The following is a 19,285-nucleotide window of genomic DNA, read 5'->3' as shown; positions in this document are numbered from 1 at the left end:
CCCAGAACAAGACCGAGCCCCGGCGCAATGCAATTGCGTCCGGACCCTTCTTGTTGTGTCCCCAAGGGACAGTCGGACGAAACGATCATGGATATTTCACGCGCGGAACAGCGCATTCTTCACCTGCTCGCCCAGGGCGGCAGGATCGAACTCACCCGTGACGATCAACGCAAGATCGAGGCTGTACAGCTCATTACCCGCGAGGGCTGGGCCTTTTGCGGCCTCGACCTTCGAACCTTCCGGAAACTGAAGCAGAAGCGTGCCATCGCCTCCCGAGGCGGCAAGCCATACAGGATCACCGAACGCGGGCTGGTTCTGGTGCGATCGGAACTGAACAACCGGTGACGAACAAGGCCGGCGCCAGGATCTGGCGCCGGCCTTGTCTGTGACGATGTTCCGTCTTCGCTGGTCGCATCTCCGCCGCTCACGGGCGGATAAGAGGCTCGATTACCACCACTGCTTCGGCGAGAAGGTGCCGGCCGCCTGCTCGATGACATGCGCCGTCTTGAACAGCGTTTCTTCATCGAAGGGCTTGCCGATCAGCTGCAGGCCGAGCGGCAGACCCTTGTGATCGAGACCGGCGGGAACCGACAAGCCCGGCAGGCCGGCCATGTTTACCGTGATCGTGAAGACGTCCTGCAGGTACATCTTCACCGGATCCGCGGCGAGTTCCTTATCGCCGATGGCGAAGGCTGAGGATGGCGTGATCGGCGCCAGGATGGCATCGACGCCGGCATGGAAGGCATCTTCGAAGTCCCGCTTGATCAGCGTGCGCACTTTCTGCGCCTTCAGGTAGTAGGCGTCGTAATAACCGGCGGAGAGAACATAGGTGCCGATCATGATGCGGCGCTGCACTTCCTTGCCGAAGCCGCTGGCGCGCGTCTTCTCGTACATATCGGCAATGTCCCGGCCTTCGACGCGCAGGCCGTAGCGGACGCCGTCATAACGGGCAAGGTTGGACGAGGCTTCCGCCGGTGCGACGATATAATAGGCCGGCAGGGCGTATTTCGTGTGCGGCAGCGAGATCTCCACCACGTCGGCACCGGCATCCTTCAGCCACTCGACACCTTGTGCCCAGAGCTTTTCGATTTCCTCCGGCATGCCGTCAATGCGATATTCCTTCGGAATGCCGATCTTCATGCCCTTCAGCGACTGGCCGAGCGCGGCTTCGTAATCCGGCACGGCGACATCGACGGAGGTCGTATCCTTGGTGTCGACGCCGGCCATGGATTTCAGAAGAATCGCCGCGTCGCGCACGTCGCGGGCGATCGGACCTGCCTGGTCGAGCGAGGAGGCATAGGCGACGATGCCCCAGCGCGAGCAACGGCCATAGGTGGGCTTGATCCCGACCGTTCCGGTGAAGGCTGCCGGCTGGCGAATGGAGCCGCCGGTATCGGTGGCTGTTGCACCGGCGCATAGATGCGCCGCAACGGCAGCCGCGGAGCCGCCGGACGAACCGCCCGGCACGAGCTTCTCGTCGGAGCCTTCCGCCTTCCAGGGATTGACCGCCGGCCCGTAATAGGAGCTCTCATTGGAGGAGCCCATGGCGAACTCGTCCATGTTGAGCTTGCCGAGCATGACCGCGCCTTCGCTCCAGAGCTTTCCGGTCACCGTCGATTCATATTTCGGCAAAAAGCCGTCGAGGATGTGGCTGCAGGCCTGGGTATGCACGCCCTCGGTGGCGAAGAGGTCCTTCACCCCCATCGGAATGCCTTCCAGAGCGCCGCCTCGGCCGCCGGCCAGGCGCTCGTCGGAGGCTTTGGCCATGGCCAGCGCCTTGTCCGGCGTCACCGCCACATAGGCATTCAGGGCGCCGTTGGCGGCCTCGATGGCATTGAGATAGCTCTGTGTCAGCTCGACGGCGGAAATCTCGCGGGCGTTCAGCCGGTCACGGGCAGCGGCAATGGTCAGGCTTGTCAGGTCGGTCATGGTGCTTGTTCAGGCTCGTTCGACGGTGCGGGATGGGAAGATCGGAGAAGAGCGACGGCCGCTCACTCGACGACCTTCGGTACGAGGAAGAAATTCTGGTCCGAGATCGGGGCATTGGCGACAATATCGTCCGCCTTGTCGCCGTCCGTGACCGCATCTTCGCGTTGGCGCATGGTGATCGGCGTGACCGAGGTCATGGGCTCGACACCGGACACATCGACTTCCGAAAGCTGCTCCACGAAGCCCAGAATGCCGTTCAGCTCCGCGGTCATCCGCTCCGCCTCCTCATCGGTCACGGCAATACGGGAGAGGCGCGCAACGCGCTTTACGGTAGCAAGGTCGACGGACATCATCTTTCTCCGGCTCTGATTTCCCTCCCGCTATAATGGCCCGGCCAGAGCTGCGCAACGGCTTTAGCGAAGGCAGCTGTCGCAAAGACTGCCGGACAGACATCAGTCGGTCAAAGAGAGGGCGGCCCGGTGCCAAGGGCTTGTCTGGGACGTCGCTGCCCGCCTCGAAGTCTGCAGGGGCCGCTTTCGCACCTGCAGGAGCCTCTCACGATTTGCCCGGCGCCTTGCGCAAGGCGACAACCGAACTCTGATCCTCGATCCAGGCTCTGGCGAGAGCATCGACAGCCGCATAGCCATCGGCAGACATTTCCATCGGCTTCAGCACCAGCCTGCGGCTGACGAGGAGGCTGCCATCCTGGCTGCGGTAATGCGCCTCATAACTCCCGGCGGCGTTTTCGACATGGGTGTCGTCGGGAACGACGACAAAGCTGCGGTCGGCTGGCGGCGTTACGGTGAAACGCCAGTTCAGCACCTTGGGACCGAGAAGAACGGGAAAACGCCGCGCCTCGCCCGTGTCGAGATAGGTCTGCGGCGGGTCGTTCGGCGCAAAGTCCGGCAGGTCCGGCATGATGAACCCGGACAGCCGCACGGCGCGCGCCGCCCGCCAGCTCATCGTCAGATCGAAGGGGAGGTCGATATCCTGAGGATCGGTGGTGGTCAGCTGGCCAAGCGACGGTTGGGGCAGGTCGGCGGCAGCGGTCTTCATGCCCTCCTTGCGCCGCTTCTCGGTGGAGAGCGCATGGCGAAGATAGATGCTGAGCAGCGGCGTCGCCGTTGCCGTGGCCGTGCCGGTCATCGATCCGTCGGCGGCGATGGTGATGGCGCCCTCAGTGGTGAAAACCGCATCCTCCGGCTTCAGCCCCGGCGTCCGCCGCATGGTGGGCTCGGCCGTGGCATGCAGGACCTGCTTGTCGGTGAGCGCATAATCCAGCACGCCGAAAGGCGCGAATTTATCGGTCGGATTGGCGTAGAGGTCGTAATCCGGCAGGTAGAGGATCATGTGGTTGAAGGCGCCCGTTTCCGGTGCCGGCCAATCCTTGCGCGCCTGGGTCCACTTGACGATGACCGGCTCCGACCGGATGCCCCTGGCCTTCAGCAGGGCCTGCAGGAGAACCACGTGATCCTTGCAGTCGCCATAGCCGGCTTTCAGCACCGCGGCCGCATCATGCGGAACATAGCCGGCCTCGTCGCTGAGATAGACGGCCACGTAGCGGATGTTGCGCGCCAGCCAGTCATAGAGAGACTGCGCCGCCTCGCGGCCCGTCTTTCCGGCTGTCACCTGGTCGGCAAGGGCCTGGATTTCCGGCGTCACGGCATCCTTGCCGGCTGCCAGGACATGATACCGCCGCCCGAGATCCTCATAGCCCTTCAGGGTTGAGACGGTCAGAAGCGGCATCAGATCGACAAAGGGCGGCATGTGCCGCTCCTCGCTTTCGACAGACACGTCACGCACCTGCGCGGTGGCCCGGATCAGCCGCTGGCCGGCCTGCGTCGTGTCGGTTACCTTGAAGCCGTTGCGCCAGCCGAGCGACAAAGGCAGATCCGCCGGCGCCTGGATCGTGACATTGACATCGCTGGCGCGCAGCAGCGGCGCGAAGAAAAACGCGTTGTAGCCGGTGGCCGAAAACGGCTTGAAGGTATGGCTTTCCACCTTCACGTGGATCTTGGACCCGACAACCACCTGCGGGATCAAGAGCGTTGCGGTGAGCGTGGAAACGAAGCCGGGAGCATTTTCAGAGGCTCGGCTGGGACGGATCAGGACCGTCTCCGGCGCCACTTCGGTGCGTTTGCCGTCCTCCTGCTCGACCCAGGCCTCGATGATCCTGAACGTCTGATGGTCCGGATCATAGGTATAGGAGAACTTGCCGGCATCGGAAATATCGGCGGTGCGCAGGACGCGGCGATCCATGACCTCGATGAGACGCCCCGTCTCATCGGCATTGATCACCAGGTCATCGTGGAAAATGCTTTCGACACCCTCGGCGAAAATCGTTTCGGCCGCCCGACCCGATGCGCTGGAAACACAAGCAAGGCTGAGACCCAGCAGCAGGCTGACGGCGTATGTCTTCATTGGCGGCACGCTCGTGATCGAATGCGAACCGGCCAAAGATAGGGCGATGCCCTCTGGAAGTAAATTCACGCGGCGAAATGAAAAGCCGGTGCGTCCCCGCGGACACAGTTGCGCCGCCCGGCCCGGACCGCGGGTTTCGCCGGGAGCCTGGGCCAAGGGCTCGCTGGCGGGAGAACAAGGCGTAACGTCGAACCGGGCCGGCCGGGGCGTCACGATGTCAGGGGCGAAGGGTTGCGGGCTTGCTCAGCACCCGCAACCGCTTCTTGCCGCTCAATAGGACAGGATCGTGCCGACCTTCGGCGTTTCCACCCGGGTCTTCAGTCCATCCATGCCTTTCACGAATTTTTCCGGGCTCTGGTCGATGATCGGGAAGGAGCCGTAATGGCATGGAATGGCATGTTTGAAGTCGAAGAAGCGCTGGCAGGCGAGGGCGGCGACGGCGCCGCCCATCGTGAACCGATCGCCGATCGGCACGAGGCCGATATCCGGCTGGTGGAGCTCGTTGATCAGGCCCATATCGGTGAAGATATCCGTATCGCCCATGTGCAGGAGCGAGGGCTCGTTCTCGAAATGCAGCATCAGGCCATTGGCATTGCCGAGCGCATGCGAGACGCCATCCTCGGTGATCTGCGCCGAGGAATGCAGGGCCTGGGTGAAGGTCGCGGTGAAACTGCCGAAACTGACGGTGCCGCCGGTATTGCCCATTTCCAGCCGCGTCACGCCTTTTGCGCCAAGCCATGCGGCGAGATCGGCATTGGCCAGCACCACGGCACCGGTTTCCGCCGCAAGCGCGATGGTGTCGCCCACATGATCGCCATGGCCATGGGTCAGAAGGATATGGGTGACGCCCTCGGCGGCCATCTTGCGATCATGATCGGCAAAGGCAGGGTTTCCGGTGAGGAAGGGATCGATCAGGATCTTGGCATCCTCGGTCTCGATCCGGAAGGCGGAGTGGCCTAGCCAGGTGATCTTCATGGAAAATCTCCTTGTTATCTCTTCGATTTGATGTGATGGCTCGGCCTGACCGAGCGGCGAATGGTGTGATCGGCGCGGGAGGCAGATACAGGGCCGGCAGGTCCTCGATCGGCGCTCTCTCGCGCCACCATATAAGCCTCGGCCGAGAGAAGGAAAGCGGGCAGCCGCCCGATGAAGGAGAACAGCGTGGCGACATGCACGATCGAGGAACTGGCAGCCACGCTCCAGCCCGGCCAGGCGATTGCCGGGCTCGACCTCGGCACCAAGACGATCGGCCTTGCCATGTCGGATCTCGGCCGCCGCTTTGCGAGCCCGCGCCCGGTGATCAAACGGGTGAAATTCACCAAGGATGCCGAGGTTCTCCTGGCTTTCGCAGCCCGGGAGAAGGTGGCGGGCTTCATCATCGGCCTGCCGATGAACATGGATGGCTCGGCCGGGCCGCGCGTCCAGGCGACCCGCGCCTTCGTCCGAACCATGGGCGAGAAGACCGATATTCCCTTCGTCTTCTGGGATGAACGGCTTTCGACCGTTGCGGCCGAACGGGCGCTGCTCGAAATGGATGTCTCGCGCGCCAAACGGGCCGAGCGCATTGATTCGGCGGCAGCGTCCTTCATCCTTCAGGGCGCGCTGGACAGGCTTTCCCTGTTGGCGAGCGATGCCACCGAGCGGACAGACTGGCTCTCGGACGGGCGTGCGGACTGACGGCTGCGCCAGAAGGCGGCAATCTGCTTTCGCCGCCGGAATGCCAGGATCGCAACCACGACGAGACTATCGAGCGCAATCGCCCTTGCGACCAGCGGCGGAAGATCCTGCGGCGCAATGCCCAGGATATTGCCGTAAATCTCGAAGACGAGGTCGTGCGTCTGGCGGGTCAGCATGAAGAAGCCGAAGCTCATATCGTAGTAGGACAGGCCGTACCACGCGCCGAGCAGAAGAACGGGACCAGCCCAGAGGATCAGAAACCACTTCATGCAGCCTCTCCTTTCATCGCCATTTCGTCCACCGGTGCGACGCTCCAGCGGATCAGAGCCATCATGCTCAGAACAACCGCCGGAACGGCAATATCAAGCGGCAGAACCGCAAAAACGGCGAGCGACGTCAGATGCAACGCAAGACTGTAGACGCGGTTTCCCGGCACGGCTCGACCCTTCGACGCATGGTTAACATTTCGTTAACAGGGAAGGTAGAGAACGGCTGGCAAAGTGCAATCCGAACCCGTCAATATGGTTAACGCGCGCCGGACTGTCACTGGCGCAAGCGGCCGCTTTTGCCAGCCTTTGCCGGCTTTACCGGGTCGCGCGCAGGCTGTGGAAAGGCTGGAAGACGCAGCGCGGCATACGGCTGCGTGCGGTCAATTGGCGGCGGGATAGAGAAGATCGACGATATAGGCGGCGTCGAAGCGCGAATCGAGCATGCCATAGGTGGTGCGCCAGCCGCCTGCGAGCCTTGTTTCCAGAAAGGCGTCGGCGATCTTGCCGGCACCGAGCCGGAAGAGTTCGGCGGCACCGGCTGCCAGCGCCAATTGCTCGACGAGAAGGCGCGCCGCCCCCTCGTCCCGCTCTGCAAGCGCCATGGCGGCCCGCAGGACATCCGTCGTCTTGCGGCCGCTCGGCCCCAGATCGCGCTCGAGAGAGGCGAAGACAGTCTCGAAGAGATCCCGTCCGCGGCTGAGCACGCGCAAAACGTCGAGCGCCATGACATTGCCCGAGCCTTCCCAGATCGCATTGACCGGTGCCTCGCGGTAATGGCGGGCAAGCGGGCGCTCTTCCACATAGCCGTTTCCGCCCAGGCACTCCATCGCCTCGTAGATCAGCGAGGGGGCGATCTTGCAGACCCAATATTTAATCACCGGCGTCATGACCCGCGCATAGGCCGCATCGGCGGGATTGCTGCCCGCTTTGTCGAAGGATTCGGCCAGGCGGTAAGAGAGAGCGGTCGCGGCGGCCACGTCGAGCGCCATATCGGCCAGGACGCGCGTCATCAGCGGCTGGTCGATCAGGTTCTTGCCGAAGACGGACCGACCGCGGCAGTGATGCACGGCTTCGGCCAGCGAGGCGCGCATGATGCCGGACGATGCCAAAGCGCAATCGAGGCGGGTCAGCGTCACCATGTCGAGAATGGTGCGCACGCCACCGCCGGCTTCGCCGAGGAGATAGCCGAAGGCATCGGAGAATTCGACTTCGGACGAAGCGTTGGAACGATTGCCGAGCTTGTCCTTCAGCCGCTGGAATTGCAGCCCGTTGGCGGTGCCGTCCTCCAGAAGCCGCGGCACCAGGAAGCAGCATATCCCTTCCTGCGTCTTGGCGAGCATGATGAAGGCATCGCTCATCGGCGCCGACATGAACCATTTGTGGCCTGACAGGCGGTAGACCCCCTCGCCCACCCGTTCGGCGGTGGAGCGGTTGGCCCGCACATCCGTGCCGCCCTGTTTCTCCGTCATGCCCATGCCAAGCGTGATGGCGCTCTTCTGGAAGGCGGGTCGATTGGAGCTGTCATATTTACGCGACAGGATCCGCGGCGCCCATTCCTTGTGCACCCGCGGCGAAGCCATCATCGCCGCCACAGAGGCGCTCGTCATCGTCAGCGGGCACAGATGGCCGCATTCCAGCTGCGAGGACAGATAAAAGCGTGCGGCGCGGGCGCGGTGCTGCGCATTGCGCGATTCCGGCGCATTTTCCCACAGCGAGGAATGCAGGCCGCTGGCCATGGACCGGCGCATCAGCGCATGCCAGGCCGGATGGAATTCCACCGTATCCAGCCTTTCGCCGCGCGGCCCGTGCGTCTTCAGCTTCGGCGGATTCTCATTGGCCATCCGCGCCAGTTCCTGCGCTTCCGGCGAGGTGACATAGCGGCCGAGCGCGTCAAATTCCTCGCGCACGCTGCGATGCAGCCCCGCGGTCAGATCCACCATCAGCGGGTCTGTCCTGTAGGCATTGATACCGGACCAGAGGCTGGGCTGGTTCAGCTCGTTGAATGTATCGTCGGTCCGGGTCATTTGATTCATGCCGTGCTTGTAATCTATATTGGCGGAAATTGCATGGGGATCTCATCGCCTCGATGAAAGCATCCGCTTGCCCCGTGGCCTGCCTGTCTCTATAGACCGCGTGACATCAGCGGAGGACGTTTTTACGTGGTCTTCTTTCCCCACCGCCATCTCCTCGGGATCAAGGGCCTGACCGAGCAGGACATCACCTTCCTTCTCGACAAGGCCGACGAGGCGGTCAAGATCAGCCGGCAGGTGGAGAAGAAAACGTCGACGCTGCGCGGACTGACGCAGATCAATCTCTTCTTCGAAGCCTCCACCCGCACCCAGTCCTCCTTCGAACTGGCCGGCAAGCGCCTCGGCGCCGACGTGATGAACATGTCCGTCGGGAACTCCTCGGTCAAGAAGGGCGAGACGCTCATCGATACGGCCATGACCTTGAATGCCATGCGGCCCGATGTGCTGGTCATCCGCCATGCAAGCGCCGGCGCCGCCGCCCTTCTGTCGCAGAAGGTGGCCTGCTCCGTCATCAATGCCGGCGACGGGCAGCACGAGCATCCGACCCAGGCGCTCCTCGATGCGCTGACGATCCGTCGCGCCAAGGGCAAGCTGTCGCGCATCATCGTCGCCATTTGCGGCGATGTCCTGCATTCGCGCGTGGCACGGTCGAACATCCTGCTCCTCAACGCCATGGGCGCCCGCGTGCGCGTCGTGGCACCGGCAACGCTGCTGCCCTCCGGCATCGCGCAGATGGGTGTCGAGGTTTTCCACTCGATGGAAGAGGGGCTGAAGGATGCCGATGTGGTGATGATGCTGCGCCTGCAGCGCGAACGCATGGCCGGCGCCTTCGTGCCTTCCGTGCGGGAATATTTCCACTTCTTCGGCCTCGATGGCGACAAGCTGAAGGCGGCGAAGCCGGACGCGCTCGTCATGCATCCCGGGCCCATGAATCGCGGCGTGGAGATCGCGTCCGAAGTGGCAGACGGGCCTCAGAGCGTCATCGAGGCGCAGGTGGAAATGGGGGTTGCGGTGCGCATGGCGGTTCTCGAAACGCTTCTGGTCTCGCAGAACAGAGGCCCGCGCAGCGAAGGAGCCGGAGCATGAACAAGCCTCTCGTCCTGAAGAATGCCCGCATCGTCGATCCCTCGCGCAATCTCGACGAGATCGGGACACTGGTCGTCGATGACAGCGGCCGCATTCTTGCGGCAGGCCGCGACGCCCAGAACCAGGGCGCCCCGGAGGGCGCCGAGATCCGCGATTGCCAGGGCCTTGTCGCCACGCCCGGTCTCGTGGATGCCCGCGTCTATCTGGGGGAGCCGGGCGCCGAACACCGGGAGACGATCGAATCGGCCGGACGCGCCGCGGCAGCCGGCGGCGTGACGAGCTTCATCATGATGCCGGACACCGATCCGGTGCTGGACGACATCGCCCTCATCGAATTCGTCAAGAAGACGGCGCGGGACAAGGCTGCCGTCAATGTCTACCCGGCCGCCGCCCTCACCCGGGGTTTGAACGGCGAGGAGATGACCGAGATCGGCATGCTGAAGGCAGCCGGCGCCGTCGCCTTCACGCAAGGGCGCCACGCCATGGCCGATACGCAGGTGCTGCGCCGGGCGATGACCTATGCCCGCGCCTTCGACGCCGTGATTTCACTGGAGGCGCGCGATCCCTATCTCGCCGTGCATGGGGTGATGAACGAGGGCCTGTTTGCCAGCTGGCTCGGCCTGTCGGGCGCGCCGCGCGAGGCGGAAGTGATCCCGCTCGAACGCGATCTGCGGATCGCCGCGCTGACCGGCGCCCACTACCATGCCGCCAAGATTTCGGTGCCGGAATCGGCCGAGGCGATCCGTCTGGCGCGAAAGCGCGGCGCCACCGCCACCTGCGCCGTCTCGATCAACCACCTGTCGCTCAACGAGAACGATATCGGCGAGTACCGGACCTTCTTCAAGCTGTCGCCGCCGCTGCGCAGCGAGGATGACCGCCAGGCCATGGTCGATGCCCTGGCGGATGGCACGATCGACATCATCGTCTCCTCGCATGATCCGCAGGATGTCGATACGAAGCGCCTGCCCTTTTCCGATGCCGCCGATGGTGCGATCGGCCTGGAGACCATGTTGTCGGCGGCGCTGCGCCTGCTGCATGCCGACCGGGTGCCGCTGATGCGTCTGATCCATGCCATGTCGACCCGGCCTGCCGAGATCTTCGGCCTCGATGCCGGCACGCTGAAGCCGGGCGCGAAAGCCGACATCGCGCTGGTCGATCTCGACGAACCCTGGCTGGTTTCCAAGGACATGATCCTGTCGCGCTCCAAGAACACACCTTTCGATGAAGCCCGCTTCAGCGGCCGCGCCGTGGCCACCTATGTCGCCGGCCGCCTCGTTCATTCCCTGTGAGGAGAAAACCTGCATGGCCGATATCCTGACCTGGTCGATCACCCTGCCGGTTGCGGCAATGGCCCTGGCTCTCGGCTATCTGCTGGGATCGATCCCCTTCGGCCTGCTGCTGACCAAGGCTGCCGGTCTCGGCGATATCCGCGCCATCGGCTCGGGCAATATCGGCGCCACCAACGTGCTGCGCACCGGCAACAAGAAGCTCGCCGCCGCCACGCTGTTTCTCGATGCCTTCAAGGCCACCGCCGCCGCGCTTCTCGCGCAGGCGCTCTGGGGTCCGGAAGCCGGGCTGCTGGGCGGGTTTGCCGCCTTTCTCGGCCATCTTTTTCCGATCTGGCTGGGCTTCAAGGGTGGCAAGGGCGTGGCGACCTATATCGGCATGCTGCTCGGCGTCGCTCCGGCCATGGTGATCGTCTTCGCCTTTGTCTGGCTGACGATCGCCAAGCTCAGCCGCTATTCTTCGCTGGCGGCGCTGGTGGCGACCCTTGTCATCCCTGTGGCGCTGTGGATAGTAGGCGAGCAGAAGATCGCGCTGGTGATGGCGGCAATGACCGTGATTTCCTATTGGAAGCACAAGGCCAATATCGAGCGCCTGATCAGCGGCACCGAGAGCAAGATCGGCCAGAAGGGGTAATGCTTCATGCCCACCGACAGCGCAAGACGAAAAGGAATTGCGCTTTCGGACCGGCAGAGGATCGCCTGGCTGCGCTTGATCCGCAGCGATAATGTCGGCCCCTCGACATTCCGCGACCTGATCAATCATTTCGGCTCCGCGGAGGCCGCCCTTTCGGCCCTGCCCGACCTGTCGCGCCGCGGCGGCGCGGAGCGGGCGATCCGGATTGCGTCGGTGGACGATGCCGAGCGCGAGCTGACGCAACTGGCGAGGATCGGCGGACGGATCGTCGGCATCGGCGAGCCGGATTATCCGGCCGCCCTGCGGCAGATCGATGCCGCCCCGCCGATCCTGTCGGTCAAGGGCGATGCCACGGCCGCGGCCCGCCCCTCGGTCGGCATAGTCGGATCGCGCAATGCCTCGATCAGCGGTGCCAAATTCGCCGCCATGATCGCCCGCGATTGCGGCCGGGCCGGCTACACCGTCACCTCGGGCCTGGCGCGCGGCATCGATGCGGCGGCCCATCGCGCCAGCCTCGAGACCGGCACGATCGCGGTTTTGGCCGGCGGCCTGGACCAACCCTATCCGCCGGACAATCTGGGCCTGCTGCAGGAGATCACCGAAGGACGCGGCCTCGCCGTCACCGAAATGCCGCTCGGCTGGGAGCCCCGCGCCCGCGATTTCCCGCGACGCAACCGCTTGATCGCCGGAATTTCGCTGGGCGTCGTCGTCATCGAGGCCGCCGAGCGATCCGGCTCGCTGATTACCGCCCGCATGGCTGCCGAATTCGGCCGGCTGGTCTTTGCCGTGCCCGGCTCGCCGCTCGATCCACGCTGCCACGGCACCAATGCACTTCTCAAGCAGGGCGCAACCGTGACCACCGGATCCGCCGATGTCCTGGAAGCGCTCGCGCCGCTGTCCGAGCTTGATCTCTTCACGCCGCCCATGGTCGACGAGCCGGACGAAAGCGACGTCAATGCACCCGTTCCCCCGCCGGATGCGTCCGAGCGCGCCCGCATCACCGGGGCGCTGGGTCCGACGCCGGTCGAGATCGACGACATCATCCGCCACACCGAACTGCCGGCATCCACCATCTATATGGTTCTTTTGGAACTGGACCTGGCGGGGCGTCTGCACCGTAATCCAGGCGGCATGGTCTCAATTCTGATGCCCGACTGAACGGCCCGCCTGACGGGTCAGAAGGTCGCCTGCCTCCACATAGGCCATCTCGATCAGATAGCACAGGAGATGCGCCTGTTCCCGTGCCGCCACCTGACGCAATTGCCCGAGCATTTGACGGACATAGGCGATGTTCGCCGTCGACATTTCTTCGGTGCCGGGATCGTAATTATTCCTGACCATCGTAACCTTCCACCGATCAATACTACTTTAGCGAGAATAAATAAGTATGATTGCAAGATGACACAGCTTATTAACCGTTGCAATTACATTTATCACCCCTTTTAGTTGCAAGACCCGGCGCCGGCAAAAATGGCTGCTGCCTCTTGACCGCGGACGAAAGCCCATCCATGTCGAGAGGTCAGATCGACGGCCGCTCATCCCGAAGCCGCCACCCGCACGTCCCAGAGAGTCATTATGAATGTTGTCGTCGTAGAATCTCCGGCCAAGGCCAAGACCATCAACAAGTATCTTGGATCCGGCTACAAGGTTCTCGCTTCCTTCGGTCACGTCCGCGACCTTCCCGCCAAGGACGGCTCGGTCCTTCCCGACCAGGATTTCGAAATGTCCTGGGAGGTCGATGGTGCTTCGGCCAAGCGAATGAAAGACATTGCCGATGCCGTCAAAGGATCCGACGGCCTGTTTCTGGCCACCGACCCGGATCGCGAAGGGGAAGCCATTTCCTGGCATGTGCTTGACCTTTTGAAGAAGAAGCGGGTGATCGGCGACAAGCCGGTCAAGCGCGTCGTCTTCAATGCCATTACCAAGAAGGCCGTCCTCGACGCCATGGCCAATCCGCGCGATATCGACATCGCGCTGGTCGATGCCTATCTCGCAAGGCGCGCGCTGGATTATCTGGTCGGCTTCAACCTGTCTCCCGTCCTGTGGCGCAAGCTTCCCGGCGCCCGATCGGCCGGCCGCGTGCAATCAGTCGCGCTGCGTCTCGTCTGTGACCGCGAATCCGAAATCGAGCGCTTCGTTGCCGAGGAATACTGGAATATCTCCGCCCGGCTGAAGACGCCGCGCGGCGACGAATTCGAGGCCAAGCTGGTTTCCGCCGACGGCAAGCGCCTTCAGGCCCGCGGCGTCAAGAACGGCACCGATGCCAACCGCCTGAAGAACCTGCTCGACGGTGCGGCCTATAGCGTGGAATCGGTCGAAGCCAAGCCGGTCAAGCGCAATCCCGGCCCGCCCTTCACCACATCTACGCTGCAGCAGGCCGCTTCGTCCAATCTCGGCTTCTCGGCCTCGCGCACCATGCAGGTCGCGCAGAAACTCTATGAAGGGGTCGATATCGGCGGAGAGACGGTCGGTCTCATCACCTATATGCGTACAGACGGCGTGCAGATGGCACCCGAGGCGATCGATGCGGCGCGCCGCGCCATCGGCGATCAGTTCGGCCAGCGTTACCTGCCCGAAAAGGCGCGCTTCTACTCCACCAAGGCGAAGAATGCCCAGGAGGCGCATGAAGCCATCCGCCCGACCGACTTCAACCGTTCGCCGGACAAGGTTCGCCGCTTTCTCGACAATGACCAGATGCGCCTTTACGAACTGATCTGGAAGCGCGGCATTGCCAGCCAGATGGCCTCTGCGGAAATGGAACGGACGACCGTGGAAATCATGGCCGCCAACGGCGCCGAGCGGGCGGGCCTGCGTGCCGTCGGCTCGGTCATTCGCTTTGATGGCTTCCTGGCCGCCTATATGGACCAGCGCGAAGAAGGCGAATCCGGTGACGAGGACGAGGATGGCCGCCTGCCGGAGATCAATGCGCGTGAGACACTCGCAAAGCGTCAGGTGAATGCAAGCCAGCACTTCACCGAGCCGCCGCCGCGCTATTCGGAAGCCTCGCTGATCAAGAAGATGGAAGAGCTGGGCATCGGCCGGCCCTCCACCTATGCGGCGACGCTCAAGACGCTGAGCGACCGCGAATACATCGTCGTCGACAAGCGCAAGCTCATTCCGCATTCCAAGGGGCGGCTGGTGACAGCGTTCCTGGAGAACTTCTTCACCAAATATGTGGAGTATGACTTCACTGCTGATCTGGAAGAGAAGCTGGACCGGATCTCCTCGGGCGAGCTGAACTGGAAGCAGGTGCTGCGGGATTTCTGGCAGGACTTCTTCGCCCAGATCGAAGACACCAAGGAATTGCGTGTCACCAATGTCCTCGATGCGCTGAACGAGGCCTTGGCGCCGCTCGTCTTCCCGAAGCGGGAGGATGGATCGGATCCGCGCATCTGCCAGGTCTGCGGCACGGGCAATCTGTCGCTGAAGCTTGGCAAATACGGCGCCTTCGTCGGTTGCTCCAACTATCCCGAATGCAATTTCACGCGCCAGCTCTCCTCCGATGGCACGGAGGCGGAGGCCACTGCGCTGAACGAGCCGAAGGCGCTCGGCACGGACCCGATGACGGGCGAGGAACTGACCTTGCGGTCCGGCCGGTTCGGACCCTATATCCAGCGCGGAGACGGCAAGGAAGCCAAGCGCGCCTCGCTGCCACGCGGCTGGAAGCCGGAGGAGATCGACCACGAAAAGGCGCTCGCCCTCATCAACCTGCCGCGCGATGTGGGCAAGCATCCCGAGACCGGCAAGATGATCTCCGCCGGTATTGGACGCTATGGTCCCTTCCTGCTGCATGACGGGACCTATGCCAATCTGGAAAGCGTCGAGGACGTCTTCTCCGTCGGCTTGAACCGTGCGGTAACCGTTCTGGCCGAAAAGCAGAGCAAGGGCCCAGGGCGCGGGCGCACCGCGGCGGCTTCCCTCAAGGAACTGGGGAACCATCCCGATGGCGGCGCCATGACGGTTCGGGAGGGACGGTATGGACCCTATGTGAACTGGGGCAAGGTCAATGCCACGCTTCCGAAGGGCAAGGATCCGCAGAGCGTGACCGTCGAGGAAGCTCTGGCGCTGATCACCGAAAAAGCGGGCAAAATGCCGGCCGGCAAAGCCAAATCGGCGAAGGCCGCCAAGTCCCCGGCGAAGGCCGCCAAGTCCCCGGCGAAGGCCGCCAAGACGCCCAAGTCTGCGGCCAAGGCCAAGGCCGCGGATGGTGACGGGGCGACGCCCGCAAAGAAAAGCCCCGCCAAGACAAAAACCGCCGCCAAACCGAAGGCGGCAGCAAAAACAAAGAAGACGGACACGTGAAGAAGACCACGCGCGAAGCAAAGCCCTCCCCTTCGACCAGCCGCAAGGCTGCCCTTCGCGCGGAGCTCGCCGCCTCCGGTGACACGTCGACGATCGTGCAGGGAATGGTGCCGCCGCGCGAGGTCCTCCTCGAATTCATCGCCGACAATCCCGACCGCGCCACCAAGCGGGAAATCGCCAAGGCTTTCGGCCTGAAGGGCGAGGCGCGGGTGGAGCTGAAGGACCTGCTGCGCGATCTGGAAGATGAAGGCCTGCTGCAGAAGAACCGCAAGGCGCTGACGAGGCCGGGCGCCCTGCCGCCGATGACGGTGCTCGACATCACCACGCGTGACAAGGACGGTGACCTGATCGGCCGGCCCGCCGAATGGCTGGAGGAACAGGGCGCAGCACCCGCGGTGCTCATTCGCCAGTCCTCCGACAATCGCAGCAAGAGCAAGGCGCCCGCCGCAGGTCTCGGCGACCGCGTGCTGGCCAAGATCTTCGCCAACAAGGACCGGTCCGGGCCGGCCTATACGGCGCGTGTCGTCAAGGTCATCGACAAGCATCGCAATGCCTCGCTCGGGGTGATCCGGATGATGCCGGAGGGCGGCGCGCGGCTCATGCCGATTGATCGCCGGGGCGAGGAAATGCAGATTGCGCAGGCGGATCTGGCGGATGCCAAGGATGGCGACCTGATCGAGGCGGATGTCTTGCGCGGCAACCGGTTCGGCCTCACCCGCGCCAAGGTTCTCAAGGTCATTGGATCCGTCGCCTCGGAAAAGGCGATCTCGATGATTGCCATCTATTCGCACGGCATTCCCCACATCTTCCCGAAATCGGTGATGGACGAGGCGGAAGACGCCAAGCCGGCAAGCATGGTGAAGCGCGAAGACTGGCGCCACCTGCCGCTGATCACCATCGATCCGGCAGATGCCAAGGATCATGACGACGCCGTCTATGCCGAGCCTGACGCGTCTCCCGACAATCCGGGCGGGGTGATCGTCACGGTGGCGATCGCCGATGTGTCCTATTATGTCCGCACCGGCTCCCCCCTCGATCGGGAAGCGCTCAAGCGCGGCAATTCGGTCTATTTTCCGGACCGTGTCGTGCCCATGCTGCCGGAGCGCATCTCCAACGACCTCTGCTCGCTGCGGGAGGGCGAGGATCGTCCGGCGCTTGCGGTGCGGATGGTGTTTTCGCGGGAGGGCAAGAAGGCAAGCCACACCTTCCATCGCATCATGATGAAGAGCGCGGCGAAACTCTCCTACAATCAGGCGCAGGCAGCGATTGACGGCAAGCCCGACGACAAAGCCCAGCCGCTGCTCGACCCGATCCTGAAGCCGTTGTGGAACGCCTATGGCATCATGAAGCGCGGCCGCGACCGGCGTCAGCCGCTCGAACTCGACATGCCGGAACGCAAGCTCCTTCTCAAATCCGACGGCACCGTCGACAAGGTCATCATTCCCGAACGTCTCGACGCCCACAAGCTGATCGAGGAAATGATGATCCAGGCCAATGTCGCCGCCGCCGAAACACTGGAAAAGCGACGCCAACCGCTCGTCTACCGCGTCCACGATGCCCCATCGCTGGCCAAGCAGGAGGTCTTGCGCGAATTCCTGGCCAGTCTCGGAATGTCCATGGCCAAGGGCGGGCAGGTCCGCGCCAATTCCTTTAACGGCATTCTGGCCAAGGCCGAGGATACGCCGCATCAGGTCATGGTCAATGAAATGGTCCTGCGCAGCCAGAGCCAGGCCGTCTACAGCCCGGAAAACATCGGGCATTTCGGCCTGAACCTGATGAAATACGCGCATTTCACCTCTCCCATCCGCCGCTATGCCGACCTGATCGTGCATCGCGCGCTGGTGGGATCGCTGGGGCTCGGCGAAGGCGGTATCACCAAGGAGGAAGAGGCTCAGCTCGACGATATCGCGGCCGAGATCTCGACCTTCGAGCGGCGCGCCATGGCCGCCGAGCGCGACACGATCAACCGGCTGATCGCCCATCATCTGGCGGAGCGCGTCGGCCAGGAATTCGAGGGGCGCGTCTCTGGTGTGACCAAGGCCGGACTATTTGTCACGCTTCCCACCTATGGCGCCGACGGCTTCGTGCCCATATCTACGCTTGGAAGCGATTATTTTCACTATGACGAGAGCCGCCAGGCCCTGATCGGCGAAAAGACCGGTCTCGGTTTCCAGATCGGCGATCCCGTCGATGTGAAACTGGCGGAAGCCATCCCGCTGGCCGGTGCTCTGCGTTTCGAAATGCTGAGCGAAGGCCAGAAGATGGGCGCCGCGACCCGGTCCTTCCACAAATCGGGTCGACGCAACCGGCAGGCGCCCCGCAAACCTGGAACGAGGCCGCCCCGTCGCGGTCGGTAGGAGAGAGCAGATGACCATATCGGACAATCATGCCGATACGCTGCAGCGGCCCATCCGTTACGGCGGGGCCGAGACGGCCGAACGCGCCCTTGGCCCATCCGTGCTGCGCGGGCTGAAATGCACCTGCCCCCATTGCGGCGAGGGACGGCTGTTCCGCGGCTTTTTGAAGCCGGTGGATCACTGCGCCGTCTGCGGCGAGGAGTTCACCCATCACCGGGCCGACGACCTTCCGCCCTATCTCGTAATCTTCATCATAGGCCATGTCACGGTCGGCGGGTTCATGATGACGGAGAAGGTCTGGTCGCTGTCGATGTGGGCGCATCTCGCCATCTGGGTGCCGATCACCATCCTGATGTCGCTGGCGCTCATGCAGCCGATCAAGGGAGCCGTAATCGGCCTGCAATGGGCCATGCGCATGCATGGCTTCGGTCAGGAAGACGAGAGCCGCGATCCCGGTCGAGGCGACCCCATCGAATGACGCCGGGCCTCCAGCCGGTTGCTGAGGGGGCGCAAGGGCAGGCGCAGCGGACAGAGCCGCTGCGGCCAAAGCCTTCGGCATCGCTGATCCTGATCGATCGCAGTGGCCCCACCAAGCGCGTGCTGGTCGGCCGGCGGGCCAGCGGCCATGCCTTCATGCCCGATCTCTACGTCTTTCCCGGCGGCAGGCGCGATCTGCGCGACCATGCCCTGCCCTTCGCAAAAGACCTTCATCCCGCCGTCCTGGACATCCTCCTGCGGCGCTGTTCGCCGCGCCTGACGCCGGCCGGCGCCCGCGCCCTGGCTTTGGCTGCGCTTCGCGAATTGCGCGAGGAGACGGGTCTGAGCCTCGGCCCGCAGGCTGGGTCCGAGGCGCCCTATCGCCCGGATCTCTCCTCCCTGCGTCTCATCGGACGGGCGGTTACGCCACCCGGCGCCGTGCGTCGCTTCGACAACCGCTTCTTTGCGACCTTTGTCGATGAGGCGCAGGTGGATCTCGGCAATCTCCAGTCCAGCACCGAGCTTACCGACTTCCATTGGCTGGATCTGGCCGCGCTCGATTCGGTCCGTCTGCCGCCGATCCTGACGGCTGTCGCTGGCGATCTGAAGATTTTGCTTGAGTCCGAGCCGTCTTTGCCGTTTGGAAGCCAGGCCTATGCCTATTCTTTCCGAAAGGGTGAGTTTGTGCGCCATCGGCTGTAACTCTTGTCAAGGATTGTGCGTTAACTCTCCACGCGGCAATGGATGCAGCGATGCGGCTCAAGGCAGTCGGCCACTCAAGACCATTCGGTCGGAATGACGGGAACGAGAAACGTGG

Annotated in this window: 18 protein-coding genes; 10 read left to right on the top strand and 8 right to left on the bottom strand. The window is 63.6% G+C overall.

The genetic code is table 11. From position 1 onward, the window contains the following. Positions 1-87 precede the first annotated feature (87 nt). Positions 88-345, top strand: a complete 258-nt coding sequence (locus QTJ18_RS10985) for a YjhX family toxin (RefSeq protein ID WP_252751387.1) — start codon at positions 88-90, stop codon at positions 343-345. A 102-nt stretch (positions 346-447) separates the two neighbouring features. Here the strand turns inward: QTJ18_RS10985 and gatA are convergent, their stop codons facing one another. From gatA to QTJ18_RS10965, 4 genes are all read right to left on the bottom strand, one after another. Then, positions 448-1,929 carry an Asp-tRNA(Asn)/Glu-tRNA(Gln) amidotransferase subunit GatA gene (gatA, locus tag QTJ18_RS10980; protein ID WP_252751388.1) on the bottom strand — a complete coding sequence of 494 codons (1,482 nt, stop codon included), beginning with the start codon at positions 1,927-1,929 and terminating at the stop codon, positions 448-450. A gap of 62 nt (positions 1,930-1,991) precedes the next feature. Continuing rightward, positions 1,992-2,279 carry an Asp-tRNA(Asn)/Glu-tRNA(Gln) amidotransferase subunit GatC gene (gene gatC / locus QTJ18_RS10975; protein ID WP_252751889.1) on the bottom strand — a complete coding sequence of 96 codons (288 nt, stop codon included), beginning with the start codon at positions 2,277-2,279 and terminating at the stop codon, positions 1,992-1,994. Between the two features lie 205 nt (positions 2,280-2,484). Further along, complete coding sequence (locus QTJ18_RS10970) at positions 2,485-4,350, bottom strand: DUF3857 domain-containing protein (RefSeq protein ID WP_252751389.1); 1,866 nt, start codon at positions 4,348-4,350, stop codon at positions 2,485-2,487. 270 nt (positions 4,351-4,620) lie between these two features. Further along, positions 4,621-5,325, bottom strand: a complete 705-nt coding sequence (locus tag QTJ18_RS10965) for a metal-dependent hydrolase (protein ID WP_252751390.1) — start codon at positions 5,323-5,325, stop codon at positions 4,621-4,623. A 186-nt stretch (positions 5,326-5,511) separates the two neighbouring features. On the opposite strand from QTJ18_RS10965, the gene ruvX reads away from it, so the two are divergent. After that, entirely contained in the window at positions 5,512-6,027 is a 516-nt protein-coding gene (ruvX, locus tag QTJ18_RS10960) for a Holliday junction resolvase RuvX (RefSeq protein WP_252751391.1), read from the top strand. Here ruvX and QTJ18_RS10955 read toward each other — a convergent pair. The 3 genes from QTJ18_RS10955 to QTJ18_RS10945 form a co-directional block, all read right to left on the bottom strand. Next, positions 5,943-6,296: a DUF6105 family protein gene (locus QTJ18_RS10955; protein WP_252751392.1), complete on the bottom strand. Its 354-nt coding sequence runs from the start codon at positions 6,294-6,296 to the stop codon at positions 5,943-5,945. The two genes, ruvX and QTJ18_RS10955, sit on opposite strands and share 85 nt — an antisense overlap. After that, positions 6,293-6,463 carry a hypothetical protein gene (locus tag QTJ18_RS10950; protein WP_252751393.1) on the bottom strand — a complete coding sequence of 57 codons (171 nt, stop codon included), beginning with the start codon at positions 6,461-6,463 and terminating at the stop codon, positions 6,293-6,295. Before QTJ18_RS10950 ends, QTJ18_RS10955 begins: the two co-directional genes overlap by 4 nt. Before the next feature lie 213 nt (positions 6,464-6,676). Beyond that, positions 6,677-8,329, bottom strand: a complete 1,653-nt coding sequence (locus QTJ18_RS10945; RefSeq protein ID WP_252751394.1) for an acyl-CoA dehydrogenase family protein — start codon at positions 8,327-8,329, stop codon at positions 6,677-6,679. Positions 8,330-8,455: 126 nt separating this feature from the next. On the opposite strand from QTJ18_RS10945, the gene QTJ18_RS10940 reads away from it, so the two are divergent. The 4 genes from QTJ18_RS10940 to dprA are packed head-to-tail and all read left to right on the top strand — an operon-like array spanning position 8,456 to position 12,490. Then, a complete protein-coding gene (locus QTJ18_RS10940; protein WP_252751395.1) occupies positions 8,456-9,412 on the top strand; it encodes an aspartate carbamoyltransferase catalytic subunit in 957 nt (318 codons plus the stop codon). Further along, positions 9,409-10,701 (top strand): dihydroorotase, encoded by a 1,293-nt coding sequence (locus tag QTJ18_RS10935; RefSeq protein WP_252751396.1) that lies wholly within the window; start codon positions 9,409-9,411, stop codon positions 10,699-10,701. Before QTJ18_RS10940 ends, QTJ18_RS10935 begins: the two co-directional genes overlap by 4 nt. A 13-nt stretch (positions 10,702-10,714) precedes the next feature. Next, a complete protein-coding gene (gene plsY, locus QTJ18_RS10930; protein ID WP_252751397.1) occupies positions 10,715-11,332 on the top strand; it encodes a glycerol-3-phosphate 1-O-acyltransferase PlsY in 618 nt (205 codons plus the stop codon). Between the two features lie 6 nt (positions 11,333-11,338). Next, the gene (gene dprA / locus QTJ18_RS10925; protein WP_252751398.1) at positions 11,339-12,490 is read left to right on the top strand and encodes a DNA-processing protein DprA; all 1,152 of its coding nucleotides are present in this window, start codon (positions 11,339-11,341) and stop codon (positions 12,488-12,490) included. Here the strand turns inward: dprA and QTJ18_RS10920 are convergent. Further along, the gene (locus QTJ18_RS10920) at positions 12,470-12,673 is read right to left on the bottom strand and encodes a hypothetical protein (protein WP_252751399.1); all 204 of its coding nucleotides are present in this window, start codon (positions 12,671-12,673) and stop codon (positions 12,470-12,472) included. The genes dprA and QTJ18_RS10920 overlap by 21 nt on opposite strands. A 234-nt stretch (positions 12,674-12,907) precedes the next feature. Between QTJ18_RS10920 and topA the strand changes: the two genes are divergently transcribed. Genes topA through QTJ18_RS10900 form a run of 4 tightly spaced genes read left to right on the top strand, consistent with a single transcriptional unit; the run spans position 12,908 to position 19,170 of the window. Next, positions 12,908-15,634 carry a type I DNA topoisomerase gene (topA, locus tag QTJ18_RS10915; protein WP_252751400.1) on the top strand — a complete coding sequence of 909 codons (2,727 nt, stop codon included), beginning with the start codon at positions 12,908-12,910 and terminating at the stop codon, positions 15,632-15,634. Further along, positions 15,631-17,991, top strand: a complete 2,361-nt coding sequence (gene rnr / locus QTJ18_RS10910) for a ribonuclease R (RefSeq protein ID WP_252751401.1) — start codon at positions 15,631-15,633, stop codon at positions 17,989-17,991. The genes topA and rnr overlap by 4 nt, the downstream gene beginning before the upstream one ends. 10 nt (positions 17,992-18,001) lie before the next feature. Beyond that, positions 18,002-18,469 carry a DUF983 domain-containing protein gene (locus tag QTJ18_RS10905; protein ID WP_252751402.1) on the top strand — a complete coding sequence of 156 codons (468 nt, stop codon included), beginning with the start codon at positions 18,002-18,004 and terminating at the stop codon, positions 18,467-18,469. Continuing rightward, positions 18,466-19,170, top strand: coding sequence for an NUDIX hydrolase (locus QTJ18_RS10900; RefSeq protein WP_252751403.1), 705 nt, complete (start codon positions 18,466-18,468; stop codon positions 19,168-19,170). The genes QTJ18_RS10905 and QTJ18_RS10900 overlap by 4 nt, the downstream gene beginning before the upstream one ends. The last annotated feature ends 115 nt before the right edge of the window (positions 19,171-19,285 follow it).

Source organism: Rhizobium sp. SSA_523 (assembly GCF_030435705.1).
Classification (GTDB): domain Bacteria; phylum Pseudomonadota; class Alphaproteobacteria; order Rhizobiales; family Rhizobiaceae; genus Neorhizobium.
The sequence above is the reverse complement of the archived record's forward strand: the minus strand, read 5'-3'. Positions and strand labels throughout refer to the sequence as shown.